This is a genomic window from Nonomuraea turcica (assembly GCF_030718205.1).
GTDB lineage: Bacteria > Actinomycetota > Actinomycetes > Streptosporangiales > Streptosporangiaceae > Nonomuraea.
Genome location: NZ_JAUZQF010000063.1, coordinates 1 through 11,780, shown reverse-complemented (window position 1 = coordinate 11,780; position 11,780 = coordinate 1). Strand labels below are relative to the sequence as shown.

Genomic DNA, 11,780 nt, shown 5'->3' with positions numbered 1-11,780 from the left:
CAGGCCCCTGGTGGTGATGGTTGATCTTGGTCGACAACCCTTCTACCAGGGGCTATCTGCGTTGCGGATCAAGGATGATGATCTGCAACGGACCCGTGACCTGCAGCGTCACGGTGGAATGGGCTCATTGAGGAGTTTGCATATTGGCGATGGTGGTAGCTCTTCTGTAGTGTCTGGCTTGATCAGGATGTGAGAGTTATTCCACCTGGTAACGGCTGTTGCGAACGCACTGATTTTCACGGTCGAGGTGGAAAGCCCACTACTGTTCGAGGTCGCCGTTGGAGATCACGGTACAGGATAGGGAGCACGGCGAGGTCCCGTGAGCGGGCCTTTTCCGTGCTCCCCTCCTCCGAACCACGCGGGCAACTTTCGCTGCACGTAGCTCTCCAGTGACCTACGCCGCGTTCGCTACAGGGGTCGTATGGATGACGTCGTGGCATGCGTCGCAGACCACGAGGGTCTTGCGGTGCATCTTGGCCATTTTCGCCGCCCAGACGGGTTGGTCTGGCCCGGTTTTCCCGAGGCTAGCGAGTTTGCGGACCTGGTGGACGACCACCTTGCCCGGGTCAGCGCATAGCTCGCACCGCCGAGTCATGAGCCGGTGGATCAGCTCCTTTCGGGGGCGCGGGGGCCGGGCGGCGATGCGGTCATTTAAGACCGCATCTCTCTTGCGCCGGAGGGGAATCCCGCCGAACCGGGCTACCAGATCTGGCTTGCCGTTGCGTTTGATCCGGGCCTCGAAGCATCTGCGCAGCCCATGCGGTGTCTTGATCTTGGCCTTATATCGGGTGGCCATTGTGGACACGGTGGACTGATGCTTGGCGGCCAGGGTTTTCAGCATCGACGTCGCAGCGAACCATTCAAGTTCGTTGAATCGCCAGACGTCGTGGGCCAGCAGGTAGTAGCCGACGATGCCCCGGTATTCGGCCCCGTAGGTCTGGATGATGTCGTAGTCGTCCAGATTCTGCAGGGCAGGCCGGTGCCAGGGTTTTCCTCGCTTCCGGCAGGGGGCGCGCTTGGCCTTGATCACATCGAGCGGCACTCGTAGCACGACCCTGCCGTTGGCCGACCGGCGGCCGTTGGTGAGTTTGGTGTCGGAGTGCTGAACGGTGATCTCGTAGCCGAGGTATCGGGCCGCCCGGGTGCGGGCGTGTGTGATCAGGGTTTTGTCGGGGTGGAGTTCCAGCGCGAGTTCCTCGCGCAGGAATCGTGCCAGCTGATCTTTGATGGCCTCGGCTTCGGCTTTTGGTCCGGAAAACCCCAACAAGTGGTCGTCGGCATATCTGGTATAGGACAGCCGACGGTAGTTGGGGTCATGAGGGTCACGAGCGGGGAGTTGGCGTAGCTTGCGTCGCAGTAGGCGGACCGTCTCGCGGTCGCCACGCTCGCGTGCCCGTTCTATCCAGTAGACCGTCCTCTGGTATTCGGGATTGGTCTTCCGTCGTTTTCCTCGGGTGTATTGCGGGATCAGAACCGTCTCGACATACATGTCCAACTTGTGGAGATAAATATTGGAGAGGATTGGCGATACGACCCCGCCTTGCGGTGATCCGCTCAGCGTCTGATGGTATTTCCAATCTTCCAGGTACCCGGCTTTGAGCATGTTGTCGATCAGCCGCAGAAACCGGTTATCGTGGATCTTCTCCGCCAGAATCTGGATCATGATTTTATGATCCAGCGATCCGAAACAATCGGAGATGTCACCCTCGATGAACCATGCCGTCCCCGTCCACGTCTGCTGAACATCCCGCAGGGCGGTATGGCAGCCTCGGCCGGGGCGGAACCCATGCGAATGATCGGAGAACGTCGGCTCATAATACGCTTCCAGCAGAAGACGTACCACTTCACCGACGAGCTTGTCCGACCAGGTCGGCAGTCCCAGCGGCCTGAGTTTCCCGTCCTTTTTCGGGATGAACATCCGCTGGACCGGGGCGAAGCGATACCGTTCGTGGCGCATCGCTCTCAACGATCTTTCCGATCTTGTCCTCAGACATGCCGTCTGCGGTTTCTGCACTGGCGCCGGGGGTCATCGCGCCATCGTTGGCGTAGATCCGCCCGTAGGCCATCAGGTACAGATTCTTGTTGAACATCTGTCGATAGAGCTCATCGCAAGGCAGACTCTTCCTGCCACGCTCGCGGAGGACACCCAATACCGTTTCGGCGCTCTGCATTACGCATGCCTCCTGGTTGTTGTGCCCGATCACCTGTGCCCCTTCGCCCTGCAGACGGTCTTCCCGTCTTCCCTGGCAGGCCGTTACCCCTGCGACTACTACGGGCACTCTGTCGCCATAGGACTCGCGTCCCTTAGGCGATCCCACGTTCACTAGTGCTATACGTTCTAGCGCGACTTAGGCCCCCACTCATCTCCTTTAATACCCTCGTTGGGCATCGCTCCTGCACCCCGGAGGATTGCGACAGGTCTCCGCGCATCCTGCCGCAGGGGTCGGCGCCGGTTTCAGACGTCTTTCCGGCGGGTGTTGAATTGCACCTTCTGGAGATTGGGATTACTGCAATCCAGCCGTAGCCATATCGCGCGGATCTCCCGATGCCTCACCCCAAACGCCTGGGCATGACCATCGGTTTTCTGGCAGGCTACGGTCCCCTTCCTCTTTCGAGTTCAGGTAGAGCCATCAGATCCAGAGACACCTCCTCCTGTCTCTCCTCGCTCGGCGAGGGATATAGCACTGCGCCTCGTGGCGCAGGCGAAGCTTCAAGATGGCCTCGGCTCCGGCCAGTCCCCACTTGGCTCCGGTGATCTCCAGGCGGTCGCTGACTGACCAGATACCGGGCGGTTCCTTCCACCACGCCGGTGGCGATCGGCCAGCCCTGCTCCAACGCCTGGTCGTAGCAGAGGAACTCGCGGTGGCTGGTCAGATATCGCACGGCGGCCTTGAGGCCGTCGCGCCGATCGGCGGGCAGGCCAGCGGCCTGAGCCTGGAGATCGGCGATCACCTGGTCATGCGGCCGGCTACGTAGCAGCCCCAGCACCCATCACGCGACGCGTTGTTCGGCGGCTGGATCATCGGTGGTGTGCAGGCAGCGGGCTGGGCGCCAGAGGTATTCCAGCACGTGGACCAGGTCGCAGACGATATGGATCGGCACGTGGTGTTAGACGACCTCCGCACGCAGGCGCCGCCTTCAGCAGGACAAGACGGCAGCGCGCATCAGCTGGACGGAGGAGATCGTGAAAGACCTGCCGAAAGTCGGCCCCAAGGCCGACAACTCGACGCGAAGACGGTCAGGGGCTGCCTATTCGCCCGCAGCCGCGTCCCTCAGCGGATCTACGCGGATGCCGGGCTGGAGGCGTGGCTCAATTGCACGCAGGCCGACCCTGAGCTGGTCGAGCTCGTCCGCGCGCTTCAGCGTGCGGAGGGCCTTGACGATGACGGCTGGGTCGGGCCGAAGACGTGGCCTGTCCTGCTGCGCGTCGCGTGATCGACGATTTGGCCCGGCTGTACCTGACCAGGACGGCACGGGCGCCAGCCTGCGGCGACACCGCCCAGGTTCCTGTTTCCCGCCCTCTGATGAGGGCCATCCCCCGAGGAGGGACAGTGACACACACCCCCGACCGAACCCCGTTTTCCGCGCGCTATCCGCTGATGGTGCGCGGCGCGCTCGCCCTGGTCCTCATGGGGCTCGCCCGGCTGGGCGTCGCCCTGGGCTGGATCCCGCCCGAGTGGGAACTCACCGACCGCGGCGTGGAGCAGCTCTTCGACGGCCTCGTGTTCGCATGGGCGTGGTTCAGCAGCCAGCGGAAGGTCACGCCGGTCGCCGACCCACGGGACAACTACGGCCGGCCACTGGCGATCCAGAGCCGGGTTGAACGTCCGTAAGAGTCCTGACACGAAACAGGCCCCTGCCCTCTCAAAGGACACCGTTGGCGAACTTGATCATTCCTTTACGCCACAGGACGTAGTGCGGCGAAGTGCGAGATGCGGGTCTGAGCGAGTGGAGTACCGGTAAGCCAAGCGTCGAGCCTGGTGAGGTTCATCGCCACGGCGATGAGCAAGTGCTGCAGGTGAGTCTTGGCGATCCCGCGATAACGGGATCGTCGCAGGCCAAAGCCTTTGATGCCTTGGGCGATGGTGCCCTCGACGCCGGCCCGTTGTGCGTAACGCTGCTGCCATTCGTCGGTGCTTTGCGCCTGTCGTGCACGTTGCAGGGCTTCGTGTTCATCACGATGACGGAGGGTGATTTGTCGTCCTTTCGCTCCTCGTGTGCAGAGTTCTCTGCTGGGGCAGGGTGTGCAGTCGCGCGTGGAAAAGCGCACGCGTGTGACCGGTGTTCCACCTCGATCGATGTCCTTGGTCCAGGCCCTGCTGGTAGCCCCCTGGGGGCAGATCATGAGGCGGTCATCCCAGTTGATGGTGAAGTCGCTGACGGCGAAGCCGTTGCCTTCGGCGGTTTGCCAGGCGTTGTCGGGCATCATCGGTCCCACCAGTTCGATGCCCTGCCGTTCGGCGCGAACGAGGTTGTGAGCGCTCATGTAGCCCTTGTCGGCCAGGTGCACCGCAGGTGTGAGTGCTCGTGAGGCCAGCGCCTCGTGGACCTGATCGGTGGCTTCGTAGTCGTTGCCCGGAGATGGAGCCGTGATCACATGGGTGATCAGATGCGGGCTGTCGGTGTCACAAGTCTCGCTGAGGTGCACCTTGTAACCGTCCCAGTGAGTGTCGCGCTTGATCCCGGTCCGGGCGTCGAGGTCATAAGGCGAGATCTGGCGGTGAGTGGCCGGGGGCATCTCATCGGGGGTTCGCCAGCGCAGGTGACCGTCGATGGTGACGTACTGCTGGATCCACACATGGCGCAGGGTTTGCACCGCGGGGATGTCGCGCAACCAGCGCGGTGCGGTCTCGGAGTAGACGGCGCCCAGAACGCCTCGGCCGTCGGCGCCGATCTCGTGTCCGAGCTGGATGCGCTCATTTTTGTTCTTGGGCAATCGGTAGTCCTCGATGCGGGCCGCGTAGCGGTCGAACCATCCGGCCTCGGCCTGGCTCCGCAACCAGTCGGGCGCTGCGGCGGCCAGCGCGTTGAGGGCGGCTCGCACCGTTTCATGCGCCTGCTCAAGCCGGTTCATCGTGCGCACCGCCATGAGAACGTGGGTGGAGTCGGTGCGTTGCCGACCGCCGGCACGCAGCAGCCCGGCTGTCATGGCACGCTCCAGGACCGCGTCCAGCAGTCGTTGCTCGAGCGACCCCGCGATCAGGCGATCTCGGAACTCACTCAGCACCGAGTAGTCGAAGCCAGGATCGGTGAGCTCCAGCCCGAGCGCATATTTCCAGTCGATCCGGGCTCGCACGGCTTCCGCCGCCTGCCGGTCGGACAGTCCCTCACCGAACTGCAGGATCGACACCAGCGCCAACCGCGCGGGGGACAGGGCGGGGCGGCCCTGTGCGGAGAATCCTTCCGCGAAGTCCTCGTCCCGGAACAGCACACCCAACTCGTCCCGAATCCGGATCGCCATACTGCCTTTGGGAAAGGCCGCACGTGCCACCGTCAGAGTGGCCGCCGGAATGTGGTCTGAACCTGTCGAACGCAGCGACACCCACGACTCCATTCAGGAGCAGGAACAACATTAGCAACTCCATGATCACCATAGTGATCACAAGGCGCTGCTTTTTGATCTACTTCGCCAACGGTGTCCTCAAAGAGGGCAGGGGCCTGTTTCGTGTGCCTGGACCGTCCACGAACGGGTTCGGACACTTCTACGGCAGCTACAGTCGGTATCCGATATCTTTACGCACGGCAAGAGAAGAATCTCGTGTTTATCTCGGTGGCGGCAACGAGCCTGCACGGTGACGGGCAACGACCTAGTCCGTGCTCTCACGTGGATCGTTCGTCGGGAGCGCAGTAGGTCCAGGACTGTACTGCAGTCTGACCAGTGCGATAGTGCCGGATTCGAAAGTCGAGGAGGCGGGGCGTCGTGCTGTGCGGCTCCGCGCCCGGCAGCTAGATGGGCAGACAGGGGCCGTTGTCGGGAGCGATTACACACTGCTTTTCCCAGAGCGCAGCGCTGCCCGGCGATACGGTTTGCGCGGATCGGACACGATTGGTGCCGGTTTCGTCGTACAGCATGGTGGGCACACTGCTGCCTGCTGGATAGTTGCTTATATCGGAGCAGTAGGAACAGGTCCAGAATGTTTGGCAGTCATAGCTTGAATTGCATGGTGCAATCGCGACGAGCGGAGAAACGTTCTCGATGCATTGCTCTTTCTCGTCGTTCTTGATCAGGTGCGAGCCTTGCGGGTTCGCCGATCCCTGTGCTGGGTACCACCGTTGGCCGCAGAGCCATCGCACGTAGCCGTGATAACTGATGAGCTACCCGTTGAGCTAACGTCCAGGCATTTACCGGTGTATTTGTTCTTGATGATGTAGTAGCTGCGGCTCTGCATAATGTTCGCTGACGCGGGTGACGAGATCACGCCGCCGAGCGCTCCTATAAGCGTCCCCACTAAAGCGATGCGTGCCATAATCGCTCGGGCTGACATTCCGCGCCCCCCCTTGTGGAACCTTTGCGTTTTGCAGAGCCCGGCCGCCACCGCCGCGGCGGTGATGGCGATCCGCCTCACGTGTTCGATCATCGAAAGGATGCCTTCCCTTGCTGTCGGCGATCGGCCCAGGCCAGTTCACAACGCCAGGCCCCCGCGCGTCACCCTGTTCCAGCCTGAGCCGGAACACCCAGGTCACAGCCCCGCACCCGGCACCGTCGACAGGATGTTGATCGCTTGGTGATCCGCACGATCCAGCATGCGGGCATGACCGGGGGAACCTTGAAGATCGTCTTTACCGGTGAGGATCTAGCCCGGGTGCGCATCGCCTCGCGCATCGATGAGCTGTGGGAAATGGCGATGAGCCTGCACGTGCTGCAAAAGCCCGGCGGCGGCAAGGACATGACCGACTGGCGGCGGCAGGCCCGTGCCGACCTGGCGGCGACGGGCCTGCTGAAGCTGGTACGGCAGACGCTGGTGCCGCTGATGCCGATCAAGGCCTACTTCCCAGACTTCCTGACCCCCCACCAAGCCCAGGTCGGGCCACAGAACGGCATCGACGCGCTGGCCGACACCCCGCCCTCCCGCGTGCGCCGCGAAGTGGACCAACTGCGCGGGCACGCCGCCCTGCCCGCCACCCTCGACGACCTCGCCCGCGGCAACCAGCGCGCCATCACCGGCCTGGCCAGCCTGGCCGCCCGCTACTGCCAGACCGCCTTCGCCTCCCATCGCACCACGATGGAGCACGCGCTGGGACGCGAACGCGCCCGGCTCACCCGCCTGCTCGGCGACCACGGCGTGGAGGCGATGCTCGCCGCCCTGGGACCCCGCATGCGCTGGCGGCCCCCCATCCTGGAGGCCGACTACGCCGCCGGCCAGTACGAGATCCAGCTGCGCGGCCGCGGCCTGACCCTCATCCCCTCCTACTTCTGCCGCTACACCCCGGTCGCGCTGGCCGACCCCAGCCTGCCGCCCGTCCTGATCTTCCCCGCCCCCCGCCGAACCCCAGCCTCCGACCCCGGCCCCAACCCCGGCCCCGACGACGGGCTGCCCGACCTGCTCGGCACCACCAGAGCCCGCATCCTGCGCTGCGTCGCCGCCACCACCGGCTGCACCACCAGCGAACTCGCCCGCCGCACCGGCACCTCACTCTCCTCGGCCAGCGCCCACGCCCAAGTGCTCCACCGCACCGGACTGATTACCAGCACCCGCCACGCCAACATGGTCATCCACCAGATCACCCGCCTCGGCTCCGACCTGATCCGCTACCAAACCCCGCCCTGACCTGGCGCTCCGGGGACTTTGCAGATGCGCTGAGATTAAAGATCACGAAAGACGCGGATATCACCTCACGCAAGACTCGCCATCTCCAGAGCGAACCGACATCAGGACGGGAGTGCTGCGGCAGGGCTCCGGCGTAGTGGAGTTTTGTCCTGTTTCTAGATCACGTGGTTTGTTCGTCTGACGCGGCGCCATCTGCTTGCCAGATTTGACACCAGTCGCTGAGAGGGAAGGTCGATATTCGCGAGTTTCGTGTTGCGTCCCGGCATACCTGACGCAGACGCAGGGCTCTGAGCTGGAGAGCGACAAGTAGGTAGGACGGTCGGATCCTTCTTCGTCCCAGCCAATTTGACGCAGATCACCGGGATCACTGATGGTGAGGACGGCGTCCTGACGGGCCGTAGGCGTGGGGCTCTAGTCTGGCTGGGCGTGGTCGGGGCAGAGCGTCTTGATCCACCCCCGGCCGGTCTCGCTGCCTGGCTCGCCGCAGACCTCACAGGTGCGACGGGACTCCTCCCGGGCAGCCTGCAGGATCGCGCTGATCCGAGTGCCGAGTTCCCGGGTGATGCCGAGCTCGCCGGTGACGGGGTCGAAGTACACGCCCAAGTTGACGTCCAGCATGCCCCACTTCTCCTTGACCTGAGCTACCTGGTAGTTCGGTAGCACGGCACTGAGCTCGGCGTGGGTTCGCATCAGGATTCCGCGCCACCCGGGTCCGACATGGTCGAGGTATATGGGTATCTGCCTGTCGGCCTCGTTCGTCATAGAACCGATCCTGCCCCCTCCCCGCGTTGGGCGTGACCGGCCCCGCTCGTTACCGGATGTACGCTGCTTCGGCGTTTGCGCAGCTGCGCCGATGAGTTGGCTGTCGCGCCAGCGGGCGGTTTGGTGGAGTTGGTTGCAGCAGCCGTCCTGAGCTTGGCTGCCGGTCTGCCCAACCTGACGCAGACGTGCGTCAGGTACGTCGAGACAGTCTTCGAATACGTCAAGTTGCCGAGACTGCGTCAAGTACGGCGGGACGCAACATTTCGACTCCACTCTCGGTGGAGCGTCGTCGACGGTGGGCCGGGGGCGGGGTCTGGCATTCGGTGCGAGTCCGCCGCGACGCTGGTACTGCTCGCCAGCTTGCCGGACCCGCGCTTACCGGGCCAGCAGGGTTGACATGACGGCTACAGACCTGTTGCTTTCCACGTCATGGTCGTTTGCCCCCAGCAGCGATGAGTCTCGCGGTGGTCCCAGGTCTACACATCACACCGCTCCATCGCACTCGAATCAGGAGGCATCTTGAGGCTTCTTCTCACGTCCGGGGGTGTCACGAACACGAGCATCCGCGATGCGCTGGCCGACCTGCTGGGCAAGCCGATCGCCGACTCCAGTGCCCTCTGTATCCCTACGGCGGAGTATGGCCACCCCATGTGCACGCCAGCCTCAGCCTGGCGCTTCATCGCGGGACAGACCCCGGGACCCATGTGCGACCTGGGCTGGAAGTCGGTGGGCATCCTCGAGCTCACCGCACTGCCCAGCATCGGCACGGACCGCTGGGTCCCCTGGGTCCGGGAAGCTGACGTCCTGCTGGTGGACGGCGGCGATGCGACGTACCTGTGCCACTGGATGCGGCAGTCCGGGCTGGCGGATCTCCTGCCGTCGCTGCCCGAGACGGTCTGGGTGGGGGTGAGCGCCGGAAGCATGGTGATGACCCCCCGGATCGGTGACTACTTCGTCGAATGGACGCCGCCCACCGGAAGCGACCGCACCCTAGGGGTCGTCGACTTCTCAATCTTCCCGCACCTGGGACACGAGCTCATGCCGGGAAACACCATGGCCGAGGCCGAGAGATGGGCCGCCGACATCGCGGGTCCGGCGTACGTCATCGACGACCAGACGGCCATCAAGGTGACCGACGGCACCGTCGAGGTCGTCTCCGAGGGGCACTGGAGGTCCTTTTCCTCCTAGCCACCGACGCCAGCCGCGAGTGAGCGAGACGCCCTCTCATGCCGCAGATTGCATGCGCTGCGGCCATCCGGTCATGCCACATTCCAAGCGAGGACCCGGCGCGCCGACCGTGACGAGGATGGCATCGTAGGCTCTAAACTCTCCGGCGGCGTGCTCGGCGTCCCCGAGGACGACCGTCACGTGCGGGTAGCCCGTCTCAGTGAGGAAGCGGGTCGCTCGTTCTGTGACGAATGGGTCGATGTCGACGGTGACCACAAGCCCTTCCGGTCCGACGATCTCGGCAATGAGTGCCGCGTTGTAGCCCCCGCTGCCGATTTCCAGCACTCTCTCCCCGGGCTTGAGTTGCGCAGCTTCGAGCATCTCGGCTTGCAGCCATGGAGCGCTGATAGAACTGGTCGCCTTGCCTGTGGCATTGCGCTTGGTGACGACGGTGTCGAAAACGGCGTAGGCGGCGGAGGGGGACGCTTCGGGGGCGAACCTTTCGCGGGGAACCTTTGCGAACGCCTCGGCGACCTGGGGTGAGCGGATCGACTCCCGTTCCTGCAGCCGGGCGACCATGTCGGCGCGTAGGAGATCGGGGGATTCGGATGATGACAGAGTGTCAATGGCCACTCGCTCAATGTTAGCTTCGGTCGGCGTCAGCGAGGCTACTTCACGGTTCTGCATTCGGTGATCCACTTCAGTGACAGGCCGCGCGAACTGCACGGTCTGTTGTGATTGACCGATACCGGACAGACTGGTGCTGGCCCTCATGAGGAACGCCCGGCAACGTCTCCGGCGGCTGGCGAGCCCTGTCTCGGTCACGCCCTGGACGGAGTGTGGGCACCTGCCGTGTCTGTTCGGCGTGGCATGCGCGCACCGGTCGCGCCCCACCTGTAAGGTGCGAACCTCCTTCCTCATAGGCCACGTGCTTTCCTTAGGAGCTGACTGTGTCAGTGCTCGTCGCTCACATCCGAGGGATCGGTTACGGAGAGCTTTGCTCTCGGGCTGGTGTGGGGGTGCCCCGTGGCGATCAGTGACTCGGACATCTCGAGCGCGCTTTCCGCCTACCTTGAGCGCTACCCGGACGAGGCAGTGCTGCTGTCTGAGCCGGTGCAGCTGCTGTCTCAGGCAGGGGATTTCGCCTCGCGGCGGAACTTCCGGATGCACGCGACCGTCGGCGCGCTGCTTGTCCGCGGTGGCGCCGAGGTCCTGCTTGTCGAGCACCTCGCGTACGGGATCCCGTTGCAGCCCGGAGGTCACCTCGAACCGACCGACGTATCCTTGATCGACGCGGCAGTGCGGGAGTTGACCGAGGAGACTGGTGTCGACCCCGACAAGGTCGTCCCAGCGTCGCAGACCCCCGTCTACATCGAGTACGGCAGGGTGCCGGCACGACCGGCGAAGGACGAGCCGGAGCACCACCACCTCGACATCGGGTATGCGTTCGTCACAGATGCGGACGTGGGGCGCATCCAGGAGTCCGAAGTGAGAGGTGCCGCCTGGTACCCGCTCGCCGAGGCCGAGCGCCTTGTTGGGCACCGCATCGCGCGAGCGGTACCGGCCCGGATCGGTTGACCGGGCCCGTCGAACGCTTCCGGTCGGCAGAGGCGCCAGGTCACCGTGCGCACCGGTCGAGGCTCCGCGGTCGCTGCTCGCTCCTTGTCGAACCGAACGCGGAAGCCTCGACGGTCGCAGCCTCAGCCGACGTCGGCCTCGCTGTGGCGTCCACTCACTCAAAGCACGGTTTTACGGTTCGGTCCCGACTCCGTTTGAGCTCGAAGAAGCCGTCCGTCCCGGCGACCAAGACCAGGCCGTCCCAAAGTTGGCCGGCAGCTTCACCACGGGGGGCCTGCCTGATCACGGGGCCGAACAGGGCGGTACCCGCGATGCGGAGAACGGGCGTCCCGACATCAAGTCCGACCTCGGTGAACGCCTCGTCGTGCGAGTCTCTGAGAGGGCGTTCCGCGAGCTGATGCCCGCGATGTCGTAGTGTGATCGAGTGGATTTGTAGCGTTACCACCTATCGGCGGGTGCGCGTGTGCTGAGATGACCGGGTGAGCGAGCGCAAGCCGTACCCGA

11 protein-coding genes and 1 pseudogene are annotated in these 11,780 nt (G+C 64.1%); 6 read left to right on the top strand and 6 right to left on the bottom strand.

What is annotated here, in order from left to right; translation table 11 throughout:
* Positions 1–193: hypothetical protein (locus Q9G87_RS59900; protein ID WP_305925611.1), on the top strand; the 193-nt coding region annotated here is incomplete at its 5' end.
* A gap of 201 nt (positions 194–394) precedes the next feature.
* On the opposite strand, the gene Q9G87_RS59895 is transcribed toward Q9G87_RS59900, so the two are convergent.
* Together Q9G87_RS59895 and Q9G87_RS59890 are read right to left on the bottom strand one after the other, a co-directional pair.
* Positions 395–1,957, bottom strand: coding sequence for a reverse transcriptase/maturase family protein (locus Q9G87_RS59895; RefSeq protein ID WP_305925610.1), 1,563 nt, complete (start codon positions 1,955–1,957; stop codon positions 395–397).
* Positions 1,845–2,204 carry a hypothetical protein gene (locus Q9G87_RS59890; protein WP_305925609.1) on the bottom strand — a complete coding sequence of 120 codons (360 nt, stop codon included), beginning with the start codon at positions 2,202–2,204 and terminating at the stop codon, positions 1,845–1,847. Before Q9G87_RS59890 ends, Q9G87_RS59895 begins: the two co-directional genes overlap by 113 nt.
* Positions 2,205–3,003: 799 nt before the next feature.
* On the opposite strand from Q9G87_RS59890, the gene Q9G87_RS59885 reads away from it, so the two are divergent.
* Complete coding sequence (locus Q9G87_RS59885; RefSeq protein ID WP_305925608.1) at positions 3,004–3,435, top strand: peptidoglycan-binding protein; 432 nt, start codon at positions 3,004–3,006, stop codon at positions 3,433–3,435.
* A gap of 116 nt (positions 3,436–3,551) precedes the next feature.
* Positions 3,552–3,833: a hypothetical protein gene (locus Q9G87_RS59880; RefSeq protein WP_305925607.1), complete on the top strand. Its 282-nt coding sequence runs from the start codon at positions 3,552–3,554 to the stop codon at positions 3,831–3,833.
* A 65-nt stretch (positions 3,834–3,898) separates the two neighbouring features.
* On the opposite strand, the gene Q9G87_RS59875 is transcribed toward Q9G87_RS59880, so the two are convergent.
* A complete protein-coding gene (locus Q9G87_RS59875) occupies positions 3,899–5,542 on the bottom strand; it encodes an IS1182 family transposase (RefSeq protein WP_305925606.1) in 1,644 nt (547 codons plus the stop codon).
* A gap of 1,210 nt (positions 5,543–6,752) precedes the next feature.
* On the opposite strand from Q9G87_RS59875, the gene Q9G87_RS59870 reads away from it, so the two are divergent.
* Positions 6,753–7,769: an ArsR/SmtB family transcription factor gene (locus tag Q9G87_RS59870; protein ID WP_305925605.1), complete on the top strand. Its 1,017-nt coding sequence runs from the start codon at positions 6,753–6,755 to the stop codon at positions 7,767–7,769.
* Positions 7,770–8,180: 411 nt separating this feature from the next.
* On the opposite strand, the gene Q9G87_RS59865 is transcribed toward Q9G87_RS59870, so the two are convergent.
* Positions 8,181–8,531: a hypothetical protein gene (locus Q9G87_RS59865; RefSeq protein ID WP_305925604.1), complete on the bottom strand. Its 351-nt coding sequence runs from the start codon at positions 8,529–8,531 to the stop codon at positions 8,181–8,183.
* Positions 8,532–9,050: 519 nt separating this feature from the next.
* On the opposite strand from Q9G87_RS59865, the gene Q9G87_RS59860 reads away from it, so the two are divergent.
* Positions 9,051–9,719, top strand: a complete 669-nt coding sequence (locus Q9G87_RS59860) for a Type 1 glutamine amidotransferase-like domain-containing protein (protein ID WP_305925603.1) — start codon at positions 9,051–9,053, stop codon at positions 9,717–9,719.
* A gap of 36 nt (positions 9,720–9,755) precedes the next feature.
* Here Q9G87_RS59860 and Q9G87_RS59855 read toward each other — a convergent pair whose 3' ends face one another.
* Positions 9,756–10,472 carry a class I SAM-dependent methyltransferase gene (locus Q9G87_RS59855; RefSeq protein ID WP_305925602.1) on the bottom strand — a complete coding sequence of 239 codons (717 nt, stop codon included), beginning with the start codon at positions 10,470–10,472 and terminating at the stop codon, positions 9,756–9,758.
* Between the two features lie 252 nt (positions 10,473–10,724).
* Between Q9G87_RS59855 and Q9G87_RS59850 the strand changes: the two genes are divergently transcribed.
* A complete protein-coding gene (locus Q9G87_RS59850) occupies positions 10,725–11,276 on the top strand; it encodes an NUDIX hydrolase (protein WP_305925601.1) in 552 nt (183 codons plus the stop codon).
* 154 nt (positions 11,277–11,430) lie between these two features.
* Here Q9G87_RS59850 and Q9G87_RS59845 read toward each other — a convergent pair.
* A pseudogene (locus Q9G87_RS59845) lies at positions 11,431–11,664 on the bottom strand (mycothiol-dependent nitroreductase Rv2466c family protein); the annotation flags it as partial.
* Positions 11,665–11,780 lie beyond the last annotated feature (116 nt).

Excerpts from the sequence above, each read along its gene's own strand:
- Q9G87_RS59895 (WP_305925610.1), bottom strand. The coding sequence starts at position 1,957 with ATGCGCCACGAACGGTATCGCTTCGCCCCGGTCCAGCGGATGTTCATC.
- Q9G87_RS59870 (WP_305925605.1), top strand. The coding sequence starts at position 6,753 with ATGACCGGGGGAACCTTGAAGATCGTCTTTACCGGTGAGGATCTAGCC.
- Q9G87_RS59865 (WP_305925604.1), bottom strand. The coding sequence starts at position 8,531 with ATGACGAACGAGGCCGACAGGCAGATACCCATATACCTCGACCATGTC.
- Q9G87_RS59855 (WP_305925602.1), bottom strand. The coding sequence starts at position 10,472 with ATGAGGGCCAGCACCAGTCTGTCCGGTATCGGTCAATCACAACAGACC.